Origin of the sequence: Streptomyces sp. NPDC059524 (assembly GCF_042749255.1) — a bacterium.
GTDB lineage: Bacteria > Actinomycetota > Actinomycetes > Streptomycetales > Streptomycetaceae > Streptomyces > Streptomyces xanthii.
On sequence record NZ_JBHYTK010000024.1, the window covers coordinates 4,398 to 23,464 of the forward strand.

Genomic DNA, 19,067 nt, shown 5'->3' on the forward strand with positions numbered 1-19,067 from the left:
CATCTCGGTGAACCACAAGGCGCCGTCCGCGCCCGCCGCGATCCCGAACGGCCCGCTGTCCGGCGACCCGCTCGCGTAGGCAGTGGACCGGCCGTCCACGGTGATCCGCCCGACGCGCCCGTCCCGGGCCCGGGTGAACCACAGCGCGCCGTCCGGGCCCGCGGTGATGACCGACGGGCCGCACGACTCCGAATCGAGGGCGTGCCGCTCGATCCCGCCCGACTCCGTCAGGCGCGCGATGCCCCCGCAGTGCACGAGCGTGCACCACAGGGCGCCGTCCGGGCCGGTGGTGAGGGAGTAGGGGCCGGACGCACGCGAGGGTCCGCGACATGCACCTGCTCGAAGACGACACCGGACCGGGACATGGGTGGCTCCTTGCCTGAGGGGGTGGGGGGATGAGGAGGAGTGGTGGTGCGGGCGGCTCAGACCTGGACGGCCTGGACCGCCGACGTCGACACGGTCAGCTGTCTGCCCCGCCAGCGCTCGCGCAGCAGCCGGTCGTGGCTGACGACGACGAGCGCGCCGTCGAAGCCGAGCAGCGCCGCCTCCAGCTCCTCCACCAGCGCGGGGGAGAGGTGGTTGGTCGGCTCGTCCAGGAGCAGGACGTCCCAGGGCCGGGTCACCAGCCGGGCCAGCGCGAGCCGCTGCCGCTGCCCGGTGGACAGCCCCCGCACCTGCACCGAGAGCTGCTCCACGTCGAACAGGCCCAGGGAGAGCAGCAGTTCACGGTGCTCCTCGGCCGGCCCCGTACGGCCGCGCGCGAACGCGGCCAGGAGCGTCTCCCCGGGCCGGCCCGGCTCCGGCTCCTGCGGCAGATGGCCCACCCGCCCCTGACGGGTGACCGTGCCGGTGTCCGGGGCGAGGCGCCCGGCCAGGACGTCCAGAAGCGTGCTCTTGCCCGCCCCGTTCGGCCCCGTGATCAGCAGCTTCTCCCCGGCTTCGAGCGTGAGGCCGATCCGGCCCAGACGCCCCTCCACACCGACACCGGCAGCGTCGAGCGCACAGCCGCGCACCTGCCCGGACCGCATCACGGGCGCGAAGTGCAGCGGCTCGGGCGGCGGCGGCACCGGACTCTCGAGCAGCCGGCGCAGCTTCTCCTCGGCCTGCCGCACCCGGCCGGCCAGCGACTGCTGCACCCGCCCGGCCGCCCGGTCGTAGGCCATCTTGTTGCCGTCCTTCATGGCCCGCCCCGGCGCCACCCGGCGGGCGGTCGTCGCGGCCGCCTCGCGCAGCCCCGCCACGTCCGTCTCCCACTGCGCGTGCGCCTGAGCCCAGCGATCACGGGCGGCCGCCTTCTCCGTGAGATAGCCCGCGTACCCGTTGCCGTAGCGCACGACGGTGCGGCGGTCGGCGTCCACCTCGAGCAGCGTCGTCGTCACCCGCTCCAGGAACATGCGGTCGTGCGAGACCGCGACCGTCGTGCCGCGGCGGGTGCGCAGATGCTCCTCCAGCCAGAGCAGCGCGCCCTCGTCGAGATGGTTGGTGGGTTCGTCGAGCAGCAGCACCTCGGGGCCCGCCGCCAGCACGGCCGCGAGCCGCAGCCGCACCTGCTCGCCGCCCGACAGGCTCCCCACGCCGCGCCCGCGCTCCAGCAGGCCGAGGCCCAGCCCGTGCAGGGCGCGCTCCACGCGGGCGTCCGCCTCGTAGCCGCCCCGCAGTTCGAACGCCGTCGACAGCTCCCCGTACTCGGCCAGGACACTCTCGTCGCCGTCGGCCATCGCGGCCTCGAGGCGGCGCATCCGCTCCTCGACGGCGCGCAGATCGCCCAGAGCGCGGTCGATCACGTCCTGGACGGTGAGCTCCGCGGGGAGCCGCTCGGACTGCGCCAGATGACCGACACCGCCGTCCGCGTGGACGACGACCTCGCCCTGGTCGCACTTCTCCACCCCGGCCAGCAGCCGCAGCAGGGTGCTCTTTCCCGAACCGTTCTCCCCGACGATCCCGACCCGCTCGCCCACCGGGAGCGAGCACGTGACGTCGTCGAGGACGACCCGGCCGTCGAAGGCCTTGGTGACGGAACGGACGCTGATCTGCGTGGGCATGCCCCTCCACGGATACGACTACGGATGAGTTGAGACGCTTGCACGCGGTCGTTGCCGCGAGCAACCGGAGCGTCACATACCGGCCATCACGGGCGGACGGCCGGCACCGGCCGTCGTCACCCCCGCGAACAGGTCGTCCTCCGGCAGGGCGACCGGCACCAGCGACCGCGCCAGGGTGTAGTCCTCGGTCGGCCACACCTCCTGCTGCAGCGGCGTCGGCACCGCGAACCACACCCCGTCCGGATCCACCTGTGACACGTGGGCCCGCAGCGCCCGGTCCCGCACGGGGAACCACGCGCCGCACGGCACCCGCGTGGTGATGTCCGGCCGGCGCACCGGCTCGCAAGGCAGCGGCGCGTACGGCGCCGTGCTGCCGCGCCGCAGCAGCGCACGGTGCAGCGCCGCGCTGCGCTCCGGGTGCGAACCGTGGTTGTAGTACAGCTTCAGCGGCTGCCAGGGCGGCCCCGCCCCCGGATGCGCGCCACCGTCACCGGCCGCCTCGAACGCGGCCACCGCGATCCGGTGCGCCATCACGTGATCGGGATGCGGATAGCCGCCGTCCTCGTCGTACGTCGTCACGACGTGCGGCCGGAACCGGCGGATCAGCCGCACCAGACGCCCCGTCGCCGCGCCCGGATCGGCCCGGGCGAAGCAGCCGGCCGGCAGCGGCTCGCCGTGCTCCGGCAGCCCGGAGTCCCGGTAGCCGAGCCAGGTCTGGCGCACCCCGAGGATGCGCCGGGCGCGCGCCATCTCGCGGGCCCGGACCGCCGCCATGTCCACCGGTCCGGGCGGCCGCGGACAGGACGGGTTGAGGAAGGAACCCCGCTCACCGCCCGTGCACGTGACCACCAGCACGTCGACCCCCTCGGCCGCGTAGCGCGCCGTCGTCGCCGCGCCCTTGCTGGATTCGTCGTCGGGGTGCGCGTGCACCGCCATCAGCCGTGGCCGGGCGGCGACCCGCGCGAGAGCTCCGGACATCCGTACTCCTCCCTGGGCCTGCGGTCCTGGACGTCCCCCGGGCGACGCTAGGAACGACGCCTCGAGCGCCCCTCGAGAACGCCCTGAGCGCACCGCGAGAACCGCTGCAGAATCCGGGCCGGGAGCGCACGGATGCGTAGGGTCCGCGGCAGTGCGGGGACCGGCGGACGGGCCCCGTGGCGGACCCGAGGGGGAAACATGAGCGGCACGTCCGTGCGCCTGTTCTGTCTGCCGTACTGCGGTGCCTCGGCGGGCGTCTATCTGCCCTGGCGCGACCGGCTCGCGCCGCACCTGACCGTCACGCCCCTCGAACTGCCGGGCCGGGGCTCCCGGCTGGGCAAGGACCCGTGCTCCGGCATGGAGACGCTGCTGCACGACCTGGTGCCCACGGTGGCCCGCCTGTGCGACCGCCCGTTCGCCCTCTTCGGCCACGGGCTCGGTGCCCTGCTGGCCTACGAGATCGCGGCGCGCCTCGAATGGGACCACGAACTCGTCGCCGAACGCCTCTACGTGTCCGGCCAGGCGGCCCCGCACCTGCCGGTCCGCCAGGACCCGCTCACCGGCCTGCCCGACGACGCGTTCCTGGCCGCGGCCGCCCGCCACCCCGGCGTCCACCCCGCGGTCCTGGGCGACCCGGCCCTGGCCCGGCTCCAACTGCCGGTGCTCCGCGCGGATTTCGCGCTCGCCGAGTCGTACGAGGAAGGGCTCGACAACAGTGTGCACGCCCCGCTCACCGCGACGGCCGGCGTCGACGATCCGACGGTGCTCGGCGACGAGCTGAGCGCCTGGCGGGCCTACACACACCGTTCCTTCCGCGTGCGCCGCTTCGCCGGCGGCCACTTCCACTGGCGCACCCGCGAACAGCCGCTGCTCGACATGTTCGTCGAGGACCTGTCGCGCAGGAACGACGCGAACCACCGCTTCCCGGTCGCGGAACGGACCTTCTGAAGCCGCGTGAGAGCATGACGCCCCCGAACGGACCGACACGAAGGCCGGCATGACGACTGATCAGATCCACATCGCGTTCCTGCGCGCCGTCAACGTGGGCAGCCGCAAGGTCGAGATGGCCCGGCTGCGCGAGGTGCTCACCGGGCTCGGCCTCGGCTCCGTACGCACCTACATCGCGAGCGGGAACGCCTTCTTCACCAGCGCGGACAGCGACCCCGAGCGCCTCGTCGCCCTCATCGAGCGGGCCCTCGAGGACGCCTTCGGGTTCGAGATCCCCACGATCCTGCGCACGGCGGACCAACTGCGCGCGGAACTGGCGGCGGCGCCGTTCGGCGAAACCGCACCGGCCGCGGACGAGCGCTTCTCCATGCTCTACGGATCGGCGCCCCTGACCGGCATCGACCTCCCCGTCCGTTCCCCCAAGGGCGACTGGGAGGTCCTCGGCACGCACGGCGGCACGGCGTTCGTGCGCTGGCGGCTGCTGGGCGGCCGGCCCGTCAACCCCGCCCCCGTCATCGAGAAGATGTTCGGGGTACGGGCGACGGGCCGGTTCTTCCACACCTCGCAGAAGATCCTGGCCGCCGCCGAGAAGAACTGACCCCGGGATCCCGCCCTACGGGAACTCGACCGTCAGGTCGAGCGTGCCGTGGCCGAGCGAGCCCTCGCCGCTCACGCCCGCCAGCTCGCCCGTGCCGGAGCCGGGCACGATGCCCGCCCACGTCACCGGCTCACCGCTGCCGACCTGCGTCGCCCGGTGCTCGAGCACGAACGTGCCCGTACGTCCGCCCATCGTGCCGGTGACCCGCTCCTGCGCCACGTACGCGGCACCGCCGGGGCCCTGGGTCGTCGCCATGTGACCGGTGGCCGTGCCGAGCACATCGCCTTCCGTGTACGTCTTGGCGAGCTCGACGCGGGCCGTGACCGGACCGCCGTCGACCTTCTCGTCGTCCACGCCGTCCCACACGTCGACCACGAACGTGGCCTGAATCCGTAGCTGAGTCATGGGCGGGAGTATCCCGGCGCGACCTTCCCTCCGATGCTCCCGATTGAGCAGGCAGCCGGCGCGCGGGTCGCTAGCGTGACGCCGCGTCACGGCGGGAACCCCGAGGAGGCGGTCGACAGTGAGCACCGAAGTGGAAGCGACGGCGGGCGAGCACCCCCAGGCGGCACCGGCCGCCTACCCCTTCACCGGCGGGGAGGGGCTCGAGCTCTCGTACTCGTACATGAAGCTCATCGAGGACGGCGCGCCGATCCGCGTCCAGCTGCCGTTCGGCGAGCCCGCCTGGCTCGTCACCCGGTACGAGGACGCCCGCTTCGTCCTGACCGACCGGCGCTTCTCCCGCAACGAGGCCACCCGGCGCGACGAGCCGCGCATGACCCCCCGGCCCGTGCCCGAGTCCATCCTGACGATGGACGCGCCGGACCACACGCGGCTGCGCACCCTGGTGTCCAAGGCGTTCACCCCGCGCCGCATCGAGGGCAAGCGCGCCTGGATCGGCGAACTGGCCGCCGGACTCGTCGAGGACATGAAGGCCGCGGGCCCGACCGCCGAACTCGTCGGCTCCTACGCGCTCGCCATCCCGGTCACCGTGATCTGCGAACTGCTCGGCGTGCCCGCCGAGGACCGCGCGCAGCTGCGCGCCTGGTGCGACGCCGCGCTGTCCACGAACGAGCTGACCGACGAAGAGTGCGTGCAGAGCTTCATGGATCTGCAGAAGTACTTCGAGGACCTGATCGCGCAGCGCCGCGAGACGCCCCGCGACGACCTGACCAGCGCCCTCATCGAGGCCCGCGACGCCCACGACCGGCTGGACGAGCAGGAGCTCATCGGGCTGTGCATCGCGACGCTCATCGGCGGCTTCGAGACCACCGCCAGCGAGATCTCCAACTTCGTCCACGTGCTCCAGCAGCGCCGCGAGCTGTGGACGCGCCTGTGCGAGAACCCCGACTCGATCCAGGTCGCCGTCGAGGAACTGCTGCGCTTCGTGCCCTTCGCCGCCAACGGCATCTCCCCGCGCTACGCCCTGGAGGACCTCACCGTCGGCGAGACCCTGGTCCGGGCCGGCGAACCGGTCGTCGTGGACACGAGCATCGTCAACCGCGACGAGAGCGTCTTCGAGAACGGCCACGAGGTCGTCCTCGACCGCGCCGACAACCGGCACATGGTCTTCGGCCACGGCGCCCACCACTGCCTGGGCGCGCACCTGGCCCGCGTCGAGCTCCAGGAGGCGCTGAAGGCGCTCGTCGTCGGTATGCCGGGGCTGCGCCTGAACGGCGAGATCACCTGGAAGTCGGACATGATCATCCGCGCTCCGAAGACGCTGCCCGTCACCTGGTGACCGGGGACCGCCCCCACCGGGGCGGATCCGCCGCCGAACGTGTGCTGTTTTGAGCATCGCGTTCGCGGGCCCCCTCCCTACCGTGGCCCCGGCCGAGTCTGCCCGGACGGCGGCTGTGACACGAGGATCAGGAGAGTTATGACCACCAGCACCGCGGACGGCAGGCCGACCGCCGAGGACAGTTCCGCCCAGGGCCCGCGCTCCCTGGTCGTCAGACTGATCCTCGTCACCCTGCTGATGGCCGAACTGCTCATCCAGGTCGACCAGACCATCGTCAACGTGGCCCTGCCCTTCATCCAGCGCGACCTCGACTTCACCGAGTCGGGCCTGCCATGGGTCGTCAACGCCTACGGCCTCCTGTACGGCGGACTGCTGCCGCTGGGCGGCCGGATCGGCGACCTGTTCGGCCGGCGCCGCGTCCTGGTCACCGGTGTCACGATCTTCACCGTGGCCTCCGTCGTGTGCGGCTTCAGCACCGACCCGACCGTCATGGTGATCGCCCGCGCCGTGCAGGGCCTGGGCGGCGCGCTGACCGCGCCGGTCGTCCTCTCGCTGATCATCACCTCGTTCGCCGAAGGCCCCGAGCGGCAGCGGGCGTTCGCCCTGTGGGGCAGCACGCAGGCGGCGGGCGCCCTGTTCGGCCTCCTCGTCGGCGGCCTGCTGACCTCCGGCCCCGGCTGGGAGTTCAGCTTCTTCGCCGCCGTCCCGATCGGCGCGCTCGTCGTCGTCCTCGCCATGACGACGCTCAAGGAGAGCCGCGCCGAACAGCGGCCCAGCCTGGACGTGGCGGGCGCGGTCACCATCACGGCGGCCCTGCTGATGACGGTCTTCGTCTTCCTCGACACCCAGCGTCCGTGGACCTCCCCGCTGCGCGGCGGCCTGCTGGTCCTCGCCGCCGTGCTCCTCGGGGTCTTCCTGCTCGTCGAGCGGCGCCAGGCCCACCCGTTCCTGCCCCTGCACGTGTTCCGCCGCCGCAACACCAGCGGAGCCCTCGGCATCATGATGATCTTCGGTGCCACGCAGATGAGCTACTTCTTCTTCGTCACCCTCTACCTCCAGGAGATCCTCGGGTTCTCCGCCCTGCAGACCGGCCTCGCCTACCTGCCGCTGATCGCCACCCTGCTGGTGTTCGCGCAGATCTGCATGAAGACCGTGGCCCGCGTCGGACTGACCCGGATGCTGATGACCGGCCTGTTCTGCCTCGGGCTCGGCATGGGCTGGCTGGGCCTGGCCGCGTCGTCGACGAGCTTCGTCGCCACCGTCCTCGGCCCCACGATCATCTCCGGCATCGGCCTCGGCCTGACGATGATGCCGGCCGGCACCATCGCCACCAGCGGCGTCGACCCGGCCGACGCGGGCGCCGTCTCCGGCCTGTTCAACACCGCGATCCTGGTCGGCGGCTCGCTGGGCCTGGCCGTCCTCACCACCGTCACCCAGGCCGTCGGCGGCCTCGACGGCACGCACGGCTACACCGTCGCGTTCCTGTGCAGCGCGGGCCTGGCCGCGGCCGCGATCCTCATCGCCGCCCTCGTCGTCCGCGTCCCCGCACCCGCCGAAGCCGACGCCGCCTGACCCACCCCGCCCAGGAACACCACGCGCACACCGGGCCGTCGTCCACACGGACACGGCCCGGCCCGCGCGGCTGCCCCGTCCACCGGGAAGGAACCCCATGGCCGACACACTCCTCGAACTGCCCGACGACTTCAGCCGCGTCCTCGCGATCGTCGCCCACCCGGACGACATCGAGTTCGGCGCCGGGCCCGCCGTGGCCGCCTGGACCGCGCGGGGGATCGAGGTGGCCTACCTCCTCGTCACCCGCGGCGAGGCAGGCATCGACGGCCTCGACCCGGCCGAGTGCGGGCCGGTGCGCGAGGCCGAACAGCGCAAGGCCGCCGCCGAACTCGGCGTCCAGCAGGTCGACTTCCTCGACGGGTACACCGACGGCACCGTCACCTACGGGCCCGGCCTGCGCCGCGACCTGGCCCGCGCCGTCCGCCGCCACCGCCCCGAGCTCATCGTGACGTTCAACCACCACGACACCTGGGCCTCCGGCGCGTGGAACACCCCCGACCACCGCGACGTCGGCCGCGCCGCCCTCGACTCCGTCGCCGACGCCGCCAACCGCTGGATCTTCCCCGAACTCCTCGACGAGGGCCTCGAGCCGTGGCGGGCCGGCAAGGTGGCCGTCGCCGGATCGCCGCGCCCCACCCACGCCGTCGCCGTCGACGACGCCGCCCGCGAACGCGCCGTGCGCTCGCTCGCCGCCCACGACCGCTACCTGCGCTCGCTGAGCGACGACGAGCCCGCCGAGCGCGCCCGGTTCATCCTCGACCACCTGCTCGCCGCCACCGCCCCCCGCTTCGGGGGCCGAGGCGGCGTCTCCTTCCAGATAGGCGGGTGACCCCGCGATGGCGGAACGTGCCTTCTCCTACCTGACCGACCAACTGCGCTCCCACGCCCGGCTGCACCCGGACCGCACCGCCCTCGTCGTCGACGGCCGGCCCGACCTCCGCTACGGCGAGTGGGACCGCCGCTCGGAGGACCTCGCCCGCGGACTGCTCGCCGCCGGCACCGCCCGCGGCACCCGCATCGGGGTCTTCTTCGGCGACATGGACTGGGCCGGCTACGCCGTCGCCTACCTCGGCGTCCTGAAGGCCGGCGGCACCGTGCTGCACCTGCCGGTCCGCCTGCCCGCCGACGAACTCGAGCGCCGCGCCCGGCAGTGCGGCATGACCGGCGTCATCCACGGCCGGACCGCCCCGCCCGCCGCCCCGTCCGTCACCTGGACCGACACCGTCGACGCCCTCTCCGTCGCGGGCGACACCCCCGTCGACCTCGTCCACGCCCCCGACGACGCCGCCGAGATCGTCTACTCCTCCGGCACCACCGGACTCGCCCGCGGCGTGATCGTCCCGCACCAGAACCTGGCCACCGCCGGCGGACCCCGCTCCGTCATGGCGCACGACGAGCCCACCCCGATGGTCGCCTCCGTGCACCTGGGCATCACCGCCAGCGCGACCACCGTCTCCATGGTGCTCAACGCCACCCCGACCACCCTCGTCCTCGCCCCGCCCGGCGACGCCGACCGGCTGTGCGCCCTCATCGAGCAGCACGCGGCGAGCACCGTCATGATGACCCCGCACCTCGCGGTCGCCATGACCCGCGACGGCGCCCTGCACCGCCACGACCTGACCTCCGTCACCACCGTGGCCACCGCCTCCGCCTTCCTGCACCCGCCGCTGGCCCGCGCCCTGCTCACCGCGATGCCCAAGGCCCGCGTCATCGGCGCCTACTCCGCCAGCCAGGCCAAACCCGCCGTCACCATCGGCACCTTCGACCCCGAACGCCCCCTGTCCGTCGGCCGGCCCGCCCCCGGCACCCACGTCCTGATCACCGACCGGCACGGCGCGGCCCTGCCCGCCGGACAGGTCGGCCGGATCTGGCTGCGCGCCGACGGAGCGCCCCCGCGCGACCGGCTCGACGCCGGGCCCGAGGCGGACGGCGTGCCCGAGGGCGGCTGGTGCGACACCGGCGACCTCGGCCACGTCGACGACGACGGCGAGCTGTACCTCTTCGACCGCGAGACCGACGCCGTGCCCACCGCACACGGCCTCGTCTCCTCGCTGCGCGTCGAGTCCGTCCTCTACGACCACGAGGCCGTCGCCGACGTCGCCGTCGTCGCCACCGGCACCGACGGCGTGGCCGCGGCCGTCGTCCCCGTCGCCGGTCAGGCCGCCCCCGACCCGGACCGGCTGTGCGCGGCCCTGGCCGACCGCGCGGCCGGCACCCTCGCCCCGCACGAGATCCCCACCCGGGTCCTGCTCGTCGACGAACTGCCCCGCAACGACCTCGGCAAGGTCGTCAAGCGCCTCATCAGGGACCGCTTCCGGGCCCCCTCCGCCGCGCACCGCCCCGATCCGACAGGAGCCCCCGCATGAGCACCGAGACCGAGACACCGATCCACCCGCTGTTCGCGGAGATGATCCGCTGCACCGCCGAACGCGACCTCGACGGACTCGTCGACCTCTACCACCCCGACGCCGAGTGGGTCCGCTTCACCGGCCCCGTGCGCGGCCACGACAACATCCGCGAACTGCTGCGCCGCTACTGGGAGCTCGACCTCCAGCACGTCGAGATGAACGAGTTCATCCAGACCGACGACACCGTCATGATGCGCGGCACCATGACCTGCCGCGGCGAGACCGTCGTCACCTTCGGCGTCTACGTCCTGCGCGACGGCAAGATCTGGCGCCAGTGCGGCGCCGACGAGGGCGGCACCCGCGACTGGTGGGCCTGAGCCGTGAGATCCCCAGCCCACCCACCCCGGACCCAGGAGCCCTCCGTCATGTCACGCCCCGACGGCGTCGCCCGCCGCCGAGTCCTGCAGTGGAGCGCCGCCGCGGCGACCGTCACCGCCGGCTCCGCGGCCCTGACCGGCTGCGCCGGTGAGACCGGCGGGACCCGCACCGTCGCCGGATCCGGCAAGGCACTGCGCGTCGGCGCCTCCGACGCCACCGGCACCATCGGCCTCGACCCCCGCCACGCCGGGTTCGGCGCCAGCTACATCGCCCTGTACCACCTGTACGACCAGCTCATGTACCTCAAGGGCAGCCGCTACGAACTCGGCCTGGCCGAGTCCGTCGAGCCGAGCGCCGACGCCGCCGAGTGGACCGTGCGGATCCACCGGCACGCCGTGTTCCACGACGGCTCGCCGGTGCGCGCCGCGGACGTGGCCTACTCCCTGCGGACCCTGGCCACCCCGCCGTCCACGCGCGCCAACAACTTCGCCGACCTGGACCTCGACCGCCTCAAGGTCGTCGACCAGCACACCCTGAAGGTGGGGCTCAAGCGGCCCCGCGGCGACTTCAGGGAAGGCATCCTCGCCGTGTTCTCCCCGGTCTTCCCCGAGGGCACCCGCGACAAGGACTTCGCCCGCGGCGTCGGCTCCGGCCCGTACCGGCTCGAGGAGCAGGACGGCAAGAACCTCCGGCTCGCCGTCAACGACAAGTACTGGAACGGCACTTCGCACTTCCGGCGCATCGACCTGTCCCTGATCGCCGACCCCGCCGCCCGCCTCGCCGCCCTCAAGAGCGGCCAGATCGACTACGCCTTCGGCATCACGGCCACCGGCGCCAAGGCCGAGCGCGCCAACCGGGCGATCAGCGTGCGGCGCGGCCACACCGCCAACTCCAACGCCCTGTCGTTCGCCATGAACGAGCGGCTCGCCCCCTTCGACGACCCGGACGTGCGCCGCGCCGTGCGGCTGGCCGCCGACCGCGACGCGCTCGTGCAGAAGGTCCTGCTCGGCCTCGGCACCCCCGGCGAGGACCTCGTCGGCAAGGGGCTGCCCGGCTACGCGGGCCGCGCCCGCACCCGCGACGTGGCCGAGGCGAAGCGGCTGTTCGCCCGTGCCGGGGTCGACACCCTGGAACTGCGGGCGGCGGACACCGTGCCCGGCTTCACCGCCGCGGCCCGGCTGCTCGGCCAGCAGCTCAAGGAGGCCGGCGTCGACCTCGACGTGCGGACCGTGCCCGCCGACACGTACTACGCGGACCTCAAGGGCCTGTCCCGCGCCCCCTTCCAGACCTTCTACTACGCCAACCGGCCCGCCGCCGTGCACCTGTCCGCGACCACCACCAAGGGCGCGTTCTTCAACGTGACCGGGCTCGGCGAGCGGCACTTCAAGCGGCTCGCGGCCGCGCAGGCCACCGTCGACGACGGCCGGCGCGAGGCCGCGTTCGCCGCCATCCAGCGCGACCTGTCCGCCACCGGCGGCGACCTGCTGTGGGGATTCCAGGAACAGCTCGACGCCTCCGTACCCGGACTGACCGGCGTCTGGTCCAGCCAGTCCACCCCCGTGTTCACACGGGCCAGGACGGCGTGAGAACCGCCGTCCGACTCGCCGCCCTCGCCGGGCGGCGCCTCGCGGGCGCGCTGGCCACCTTGCTGGCCGGCTCGTTCGTCCTGTTCGCCGCCGCCGAGGTGCTGCCGGGCGACGCCGCCGCGGCGGCGCTCGGCGGCTCGGCGAGCCCCGCCGACGTCGCCCGCCTGCACGCCGAACTCGGCCTGGACCGGCCCCTGCCGGTCCGCTACGCCGACTGGATCGGCTCCGCGCTCACCGGCGACCTGGGCCACAGCCTCGTCGACCGGCGCCCCGTCAGCCAGATCATCGCCGGGCCGCTCGCCGACACCCTGCTGCTCGCCGGCGTGTGCGCCGCCCTCACCGTCGTCCTCGCCCTCGCCATCGGGCTCGCCGCCGGACTGCGCCCCGGCAGCCTCCTCGACCGGATCCTCTCCGGCACCTCGGTCGCCCTGGTCTCCGTCCCCCAGTTCGTCACCGCGGGCCTGCTCACGCTGGTCTTCGCCTCCTGGCTCGGCGTCCTTCCGGCCGTGTCCCTGGTCCCCTTCGGCGAACCCCTCCTCGCCCACCCCGAGGCCCTCGTCCTGCCGGTGACCGCGCTGACCCTGTTCTCCGCGGCCTGGGCCGGCCGACTGGTCCGTGCCGCCGTCGCGGACGCCGCCGCCACCCCGCACGTCGAAGCCGCCCGCCTCGCCGGACTCACCCCCGCCCGCGTCGTCCTGCGCCACCTGCTGCCCACCGCCGCGGGACCCTGCGCCCAGGTCTTCGGCTGGCTCACCGGCACCCTCGTCGGCGGCACCGCCGTCGTCGAACAGGTCTTCAACTACCCGGGCCTGTCCAACGAACTGGTCGCCGCGGTCGAACACCACGACGCCGCCGTCCTCGAAGGCATCGGCCTCCTCATGGCCGCGGCCGTGGTCACCGGCCTCCTCCTCGCCGACCTCCTGACCGCGGCGGCCGACCCCCGCACCCGGACCGCCACATGAACACACCCGCCACCACGGCCCCGGCCGGCCCCGTCGCCCCGCACCGCAGCCGGTGGAGGGGCCTGCTGTGGCTCCTGCCCGTCGCCGCGATCGTCCTGTTCGCCCTGCTCGGACCCTGGTTCGCCCCGCACGACCCGGCGCACATCGCCGCCGCCCCCTACAGCCGGGGCGCCGGCCTGGCGCTCGGATCGGACGGGGAAGGACGGGACGTGTGGTCGCGGTTCCTGGCCGGAGGGCGGCCCCTGGTCCTCGTACCGCTGCTGGCCACCGTCGTGACCACCCTGCTCGGCACCATGACCGGGGTGCTCGCCGGATACCTCGGCGGCTGGTTCGACGCCGCCGTCTCCCGGCTCGACACCCTGCTGCTCGCCCTGCCGCCCGCGCTCGTCCTGCTGGTGCTGCTGCACGGCTGGGGCTACCGCACCCTCACCCTGGTCACCGCTGTCGCCCTCACCGGCGTCCCCTTCGTCTCCCGCGTCGCCCGCGCCGCCACCCTCCAGTTCGTCCACTCCGGATACGTCGACCAGGCCGTGGCCCTCGGCGACGGGCCGGCCGCGGTGATGGTCCGCGAGATCGTGCCGGGCGTCGTGCGCCCCGTGCTCGCCGACGCGGGCACCCGGCTCGCCATCGCCATCGCCCTCACCGCCTCCGCCGGGTTCCTCGGCTTCGGCCCCGACACCCCCGACTGGGGTTCCATGATCAGCGAGAACATGGAGGGCGTGACCCTGGCGCCCTGGGGCGTGGCGGCACCGGCCCTCGGCCTCGCCGTGCTCACCGTCTCCGTCAACCTCGCCCTCGACCGGGCGATCACGAGGTTCGCCCCATGACCGCACTCTTCGACGCCCCCGACCAGCCCGCCGGCCCCGCACCGCAGCCGCCCGGCGGCGGAGCCGACCCGGTCCGCGTCACCGGACTGACCGTCACCGGCCCCCAGGGACAACGCGTCCTCGACGACGTCTCCCTGACCCTGCGGGCCGGCGAACGCCTCGGCGTCGTCGGCGAGTCCGGCTCCGGCAAGACCACCCTCGCGCTCGCCCTCCTCGGCGCCCTGCGCCCCGGCCTGCGCGCCACCTCCGGCACCCTGAGCGTCACCGGCCAGGACCCGCTCGCCCTGCGCGGCCGCGCCCTGCGCCGGCTGCGGCGCCGCGTGGCCTGCCTCCCGCAGGACCCGGCCGCGGCGCTCACCCCCACGATGCGGGTGGCAGCCCAGGTGACCGAGCTGGCCGCACACCGCACCCCGCAGGACGCCGCCCGCACCCTGCGCGGCGTGGGACTGCCCGACGACCCCGCCTTCCTGCGCCGCTACCCGCACGAACTGTCCGGCGGACAGCAGCAGCGCCTCGCCCTCGGCCGCGTCCTCGCCGCCGAACCCGACGTGCTCGTCCTCGACGAACCGACGACCGGACTCGACCTGCTAACCCAGCGCCTCGTCCTCGACGAGGTCGCCCGCCTGACCGAACGCCGCCGTCTCACCCTGCTGTTCATCACCCACGACCTGGCCGCCGCCGCCCGCCTCACCGACCGGATCGCCGTGCTGCGGGCCGGCCGGCTCGTCGAGGAAGGCCCCCTGACCGAGGTGCTCGGCCGGCCCCGCGCGCCCTACACCCGCGAACTCGTGCGCGCCGTCCCGGACATCGCCGAGGCCCACACCCGGCCGCCCCGCCCCGAGAGCGAGACGGAACCGGTCCTGCGCGTCACCGGCCTCACCGCGGGACACGGCCGCGGCGCCCACCGGGTCACCACGGCCCACGACGTGTCCCTGCACGTCGCCCCCGGCGAGTGCGTGGCCCTCCTCGGCGGGTCCGGCACCGGGAAGACCACCCTCGCCCGCTGCGTCACCGGCCACCACACCCCCGACACCGGCACCGTCGCACTCGACGGCGCCCCCGTCCCCGGCCCGCTGCGCGCCCGCACCCTCGACCAGCGCCGCCTCGTCCAGCTCGTCGCCCAGGACGCGAGCGGCTCCCTCAACCCGCGCCGCACCGTCGGCGCGACGATCGCCCGCCCGCTGCGCGTGCTGCGCGGGATGGACCGGAAGGCCGCCGCCGACGAGACCCGGCGCCTGCTGCGCCTGGTCGGACTCGACGAACAGTGCGCCGCCCGGCTGCCCGGCACCCTCTCCGGCGGCCAGCGGCAGCGGGTCGCCATCGCACGCGCCCTGGCCCCCCGGCCCCGGTTGCTGCTGTGCGACGAGGTCACCTCCAGCCTCGACGTCCGCATCCAGGCCGACATCCTCGCCCTGCTCGACGACCTGCGCACCCGCCTCGGCCTCGGCCTGCTGCTGATCAGCCACGACCTGGGCGTGATCGCCCGCATGGCCGACCGGGTCCTCGTCCTGGACGGCGGGACGGTCCGTGAACAGGGCTCTGTGGCGGAGGTGTTCACCTCCCCCCGGCACGCCTGGACCAAGGAACTCCTGGCCGCCGTCCCCTCGATGAGCGCGTACACGGCACAGCGGGCGCCCCGGGACCCCGGGACGCCCGCCGGGCGTGCGTGAGCCGGACCGGCTGGTCCGGGCCCTGTCTCAGGACGCCAGCCGGTGCTCCGCCTCCTTGCGCAGCTGGAGGCGGTCCGTCTTCCCGTTCGCGTTGAGCGGCGGGTCGGGCAGCGCCCACAGATGCGCCGGGAGCATGTACGGGGGCAGCCGGCGCGCCAGGTCGCGGGCCGCGTCCGTCAGGAGGCCGGCCCCCTCGTCGGTCACGACGAACGCCACCAGCACCGGGCTCGCCGCCCCGGGCACGGCCAGGACCACGGCCTCGCGGCCGGGCAGGCAGGCCCGTACGGCCGCCTCCACCTCGGACAGCTCCACCCGGTAGCCGTTGATCTTGACCTGGCCGTCGCCGCGGCCCAGATGGACCAGCGTGCCGTCGGGGCCGCGGCGCACCCGGTCACCGGTGCGGTACCAGCGCCGGCCCTCGTGGTCCAGGAAACGGTCCGTGTCGTTGGCCGGGTCGAGATACCCGTCGAACATCTGCGGCCCGGTGACGCACAGTTCGCCCGTGTCCCCGCCGACGCGTCCGTCCTCGAACAGCACGTACCGCAGGCCCGCGTTGGGCGCGCCGATCGGCACGTTGCCCGTACCGGACGCGGGCGACCAGCGGAAACCCGTGCAGGCGATGGTGAGTTCGGTGGGGCCGTAGAGGTTGTCGACGGACGAGGCGGGCGCGGCGGCGCTCCAGGCGGCCGCGACGTCCTCGGGCAGCGGCTCACCGCAGAACACGGTGTGGCGCACCGACGGCAGCCGGCCCGGCGTCAGCAGCCCGTGCCCCCGCAGCGCGGCCGCCAGGCTGGGCGTCGACGTCCACACCGTGATGCCGTGGGCGCGGACCGAACGCGCGGGGTCGAGCGCCTGCAGCCGGTTGAGGACCGTCAGACACGCGCCGCTCGCCCACGCGCACCACACCTCGAACATCGACAGGTCGAAGGTCAGCTCGTAGACCTGCCCGAAGACGTCGTCCGGCCCGAAGTCGTAGCGCGGCAGCACGGACGTCAGGAACGCCGAGACGTTGCCGTGCCGGATCGGCACCCCCTTGGGGCGGCCGGTGGAACCCGATGTGAACAGGATGTACGCGAGGGAGTCGGGGCCCTCGGAGGGCGCCCGGTCGCCGTCCGGGGCCGGCACCACCACAGGGGTCGCCGGCGCCGGCGCCGTCCACGTGTCGCGGCGCGGCGCGAGCACCACGAGCGGCTCGGCGGCCGCCGCGACGGAGTCGAGCTGGGCGGCGCCCGCACCGTCGACGATCAGCGCGTCGAGCCCCGCCTCGGCGGCGATGCCCCGGTTGCGGTCCACCGGGTACTCCGGGTTGAGCGGTACGGCGGTGCAGCCCGCGTACAGCGCGGCCAGGAAGCCGAGCAGGCTCTCCTCGCTCTTGGTGGCCAGCACCCCGACCCGGCGCGGCGCACGCGCCCCGCCGTGCAGGGCGGCCGCCCAGCGCCGCGCGACGCGGTCCGCCTCCGTGTAGGTCCAGGTGCGGTCGCCGATCCGCAGCGCGACGCCCGCCGGATTGCGGGCCAGGCCGTCCAGGAACCAGTGGTGCAGCAGCTTGTCGCCGCTCATCGGCCGGTGCCGGACAGCGAGCTGACGAGCGCCCAGACCGTGCCGGGCGTGGTGAAGTTGGCAGGGGTCACCGCGTTGTCGGGCAGCTGCCCGTAGACGTCCTCGATGGCCGTGATCAGGCCCACCGTCGCCATCGAGTCGAGCCCGAAGGCGGCGAGCGGCAGGTCCTCCGTGAGGGGCGCGCCGGCGTCCAGGCCGGGCAGACGGTCCCTGAGCAGAGTCTCGAACTTCTGGTCCCACATGGGGGTGTCACCTCGTGAGGGTCGTCGGGGCGGGGCCCCGGTCAGGCGCAGCGGCTCTCCAGATAGGCGGCGAGCCGGCGCCGGTCGATGATCAGGTGGGAGTCCGGGGTGACGTCGACCAGGCCCCGGTCGCGGAACCCCTTCAGGAAGTGCCCCACGCGCGAGCGGGTGGTGCCGACCATGCCGGCCAGCTCCTCGTGCGTGATGCGCTCGGCGATGTGCGGCCGCCGCCCGTTGCCCCGGCCGAGCTTGCGGGCGAGGTCCAGCAGGATCTCGCCCAGGCGCTGCTCGCTGTCGACGGTCACCAGATGAGTGATCGACTGCTGCTGCTCGGCCAGGCGCCGGGTGAGGTGACTGATGAAGTCGTCGACCATCCCGGCCGCCGTGATCGAGGACAGGAAGTGTTCGTAGGACATGCGGTGCACGACGCTGTCGCGCATCGCGATGGCGGACTCCTCGCGGATGCCGCCGAGCGAGCACAGCTCGCCGAAGATCTCCCCGGGGGTGTGGAGGCGCAGCAGGCACTCCTTGCCCGAGCGGGAGAACATCACGGTCTTGATCTGACCGCTCTCCAAGAAGTAGACGTTGCGGTCCTGCCCGCCGCTGCTGTACGCGCTCTGGTTGCGTCGCACCACGCAAGCCGTCGTGTGCGGGGACTGCGCGCGCACGAAGTCACGCAGCCGGATGTCGAATCCGGTCGGAGCGGTGACATCCAGCAGATTCATCTGGCCTCCCGGTGCAGTCGGCACGTGACAATCACATTGCGACTTTATGAAAGGGCCTTCGAAGAACACTCGAGAGCGGATCCACGCCCGACAGCGCCGTGCGCAGCGCCGTCATCAGGTCCTCCGGAGCCCCCTTGAGATAGAAGTGGTCGCCGGGGAACACCCGCAGCCGGAAGTCGCCGCTGGTCACCTCGCGCCAGCGCGCCACCGCATGGGGGTCGGCGAGCGGATCCGCAGCCCCGGTGAACGCGAAGACCGGGCAGGTCAGCGCGGGCCCGGGCAGCCGGGCCGGCCGGTACGTCTCGTTGATCTCGTGGTCGGCCCGCAGCGGCGGCAGGAAGTGCCGCACCAGCTCCCGCTGGCGCAGCAGCTCCGGCGGGGTGCCGCCGAGGCGCGACACCTCGGTGAGGAACGCGTCCTCCGGCAGGTTGTGCACCGGCGGCCGGGTGTCGGGGACGAACGGCCCGCGCCGCCCCGACACGAGCAGCGCCGAAGGCGGCCTCGAGCCCCGCTCGAGCAGGGCTCTGGCGGTCTCGTAGGCCACGATCGAGCCGAGACTGTGGCCGAACAGGACGTACGGCCGGTCCAGTTGCCCGGCGAGCTCGGCGGTGAGCTCCTCCACCAGCGGCCCCATCCGGGTGTGCGAGGCCTGCCGGGAGCGGCGCTCGCGGCCGGGCAGCACGACCGGCCGCACATCGACCCCGGGACCCAGCGCCTCGCGCCAGGGGTGGAAGAACGAGCTGCCGCCGCCCGCGTGGGCGAAGCAGAACAGTCGCAGGCCGCCGCCGTCGGACGCGGTGCGCGCGTCCTCGGTCCCGGCGGCCGTCCAGGTCACGGACACCGTCAACTCCTCGTCGCTCGGCAGGGAACGGGCGTGCCGCCGCCCCGGG

At 74.0% G+C, this 19,067-nt stretch carries 18 protein-coding genes and 1 pseudogene; 11 read left to right on the forward strand and 8 right to left on the reverse strand.

Translation table 11 applies throughout. The annotated features are described in order from the left end of the window. From ACFW9D_RS09905 to mca, 3 genes and pseudogenes are all read right to left on the reverse strand, one after another. Positions 1–255, reverse strand: a pseudogene (locus ACFW9D_RS09905) (virginiamycin B lyase); the annotation flags it as partial. Positions 256–422: 167 nt separating this feature from the next. Next, positions 423–2,042, reverse strand: a complete 1,620-nt coding sequence (locus ACFW9D_RS09910; protein WP_384619847.1) for an ABC-F family ATP-binding cassette domain-containing protein — start codon at positions 2,040–2,042, stop codon at positions 423–425. A 72-nt stretch (positions 2,043–2,114) separates the two neighbouring features. Beyond that, positions 2,115–3,020 carry a mycothiol conjugate amidase Mca gene (mca, locus tag ACFW9D_RS09915; RefSeq protein ID WP_384619850.1) on the reverse strand — a complete coding sequence of 302 codons (906 nt, stop codon included), beginning with the start codon at positions 3,018–3,020 and terminating at the stop codon, positions 2,115–2,117. A 198-nt stretch (positions 3,021–3,218) separates the two neighbouring features. On the opposite strand from mca, the gene ACFW9D_RS09920 reads away from it, so the two are divergent. Together ACFW9D_RS09920 and ACFW9D_RS09925 are read left to right on the forward strand one after the other, a co-directional pair. Further along, complete coding sequence (locus ACFW9D_RS09920; protein ID WP_384619852.1) at positions 3,219–3,968, forward strand: thioesterase II family protein; 750 nt, start codon at positions 3,219–3,221, stop codon at positions 3,966–3,968. 49 nt (positions 3,969–4,017) lie between these two features. Further along, positions 4,018–4,566, forward strand: a complete 549-nt coding sequence (locus ACFW9D_RS09925) for a DUF1697 domain-containing protein (protein ID WP_384619854.1) — start codon at positions 4,018–4,020, stop codon at positions 4,564–4,566. A gap of 15 nt (positions 4,567–4,581) precedes the next feature. Here ACFW9D_RS09925 and ACFW9D_RS09930 read toward each other — a convergent pair whose 3' ends face one another. Beyond that, positions 4,582–4,971, reverse strand: coding sequence for a DUF3224 domain-containing protein (locus ACFW9D_RS09930; protein WP_188341921.1), 390 nt, complete (start codon positions 4,969–4,971; stop codon positions 4,582–4,584). 118 nt (positions 4,972–5,089) lie between these two features. Between ACFW9D_RS09930 and ACFW9D_RS09935 the strand changes: the two genes are divergently transcribed. From ACFW9D_RS09935 to ACFW9D_RS09975, 9 genes are all read left to right on the forward strand, one after another. After that, complete coding sequence (locus ACFW9D_RS09935) at positions 5,090–6,307, forward strand: cytochrome P450 (RefSeq protein WP_384619858.1); 1,218 nt, start codon at positions 5,090–5,092, stop codon at positions 6,305–6,307. A gap of 138 nt (positions 6,308–6,445) precedes the next feature. Then, positions 6,446–7,879 carry an MFS transporter gene (locus ACFW9D_RS09940; protein WP_188341922.1) on the forward strand — a complete coding sequence of 478 codons (1,434 nt, stop codon included), beginning with the start codon at positions 6,446–6,448 and terminating at the stop codon, positions 7,877–7,879. 97 nt (positions 7,880–7,976) lie between these two features. Next, on the forward strand, positions 7,977–8,708 hold the full coding sequence (locus ACFW9D_RS09945; protein WP_384619860.1) for a PIG-L deacetylase family protein: 732 nt from the start codon (positions 7,977–7,979) through the stop codon (positions 8,706–8,708). 7 nt (positions 8,709–8,715) lie between these two features. Continuing rightward, positions 8,716–10,245, forward strand: a complete 1,530-nt coding sequence (locus ACFW9D_RS09950; RefSeq protein ID WP_384619862.1) for a class I adenylate-forming enzyme family protein — start codon at positions 8,716–8,718, stop codon at positions 10,243–10,245. After that, positions 10,242–10,604 carry a nuclear transport factor 2 family protein gene (locus ACFW9D_RS09955; protein ID WP_384619865.1) on the forward strand — a complete coding sequence of 121 codons (363 nt, stop codon included), beginning with the start codon at positions 10,242–10,244 and terminating at the stop codon, positions 10,602–10,604. The genes ACFW9D_RS09950 and ACFW9D_RS09955 overlap by 4 nt, the downstream gene beginning before the upstream one ends. 48 nt (positions 10,605–10,652) lie before the next feature. Then, on the forward strand, positions 10,653–12,191 hold the full coding sequence (locus ACFW9D_RS09960) for an ABC transporter substrate-binding protein (RefSeq protein ID WP_384619868.1): 1,539 nt from the start codon (positions 10,653–10,655) through the stop codon (positions 12,189–12,191). Next, positions 12,188–13,153: an ABC transporter permease gene (locus ACFW9D_RS09965; RefSeq protein ID WP_384619870.1), complete on the forward strand. Its 966-nt coding sequence runs from the start codon at positions 12,188–12,190 to the stop codon at positions 13,151–13,153. Before ACFW9D_RS09960 ends, ACFW9D_RS09965 begins: the two co-directional genes overlap by 4 nt. Continuing rightward, a complete protein-coding gene (locus ACFW9D_RS09970; protein WP_384619873.1) occupies positions 13,150–13,980 on the forward strand; it encodes an ABC transporter permease in 831 nt (276 codons plus the stop codon). Before ACFW9D_RS09965 ends, ACFW9D_RS09970 begins: the two co-directional genes overlap by 4 nt. Further along, the gene (locus tag ACFW9D_RS09975; RefSeq protein WP_384619876.1) at positions 13,977–15,650 is read left to right on the forward strand and encodes an ABC transporter ATP-binding protein; all 1,674 of its coding nucleotides are present in this window, start codon (positions 13,977–13,979) and stop codon (positions 15,648–15,650) included. Before ACFW9D_RS09970 ends, ACFW9D_RS09975 begins: the two co-directional genes overlap by 4 nt. 27 nt (positions 15,651–15,677) lie before the next feature. Here ACFW9D_RS09975 and ACFW9D_RS09980 read toward each other — a convergent pair whose 3' ends face one another. The 4 genes from ACFW9D_RS09980 to ACFW9D_RS09995 are packed head-to-tail and all read right to left on the reverse strand — an operon-like array spanning position 15,678 to position 19,018. Next, complete coding sequence (locus ACFW9D_RS09980) at positions 15,678–17,210, reverse strand: D-alanine--poly(phosphoribitol) ligase (RefSeq protein WP_384619878.1); 1,533 nt, start codon at positions 17,208–17,210, stop codon at positions 15,678–15,680. Next, on the reverse strand, positions 17,207–17,452 hold the full coding sequence (locus tag ACFW9D_RS09985; protein WP_188341931.1) for an acyl carrier protein: 246 nt from the start codon (positions 17,450–17,452) through the stop codon (positions 17,207–17,209). The genes ACFW9D_RS09980 and ACFW9D_RS09985 overlap by 4 nt, the downstream gene beginning before the upstream one ends. A gap of 41 nt (positions 17,453–17,493) precedes the next feature. After that, positions 17,494–18,177 carry a Crp/Fnr family transcriptional regulator gene (locus ACFW9D_RS09990; protein ID WP_384619882.1) on the reverse strand — a complete coding sequence of 228 codons (684 nt, stop codon included), beginning with the start codon at positions 18,175–18,177 and terminating at the stop codon, positions 17,494–17,496. A gap of 31 nt (positions 18,178–18,208) precedes the next feature. Beyond that, a complete protein-coding gene (locus ACFW9D_RS09995) occupies positions 18,209–19,018 on the reverse strand; it encodes a thioesterase II family protein (protein ID WP_384619885.1) in 810 nt (269 codons plus the stop codon). Positions 19,019–19,067 lie beyond the last annotated feature (49 nt).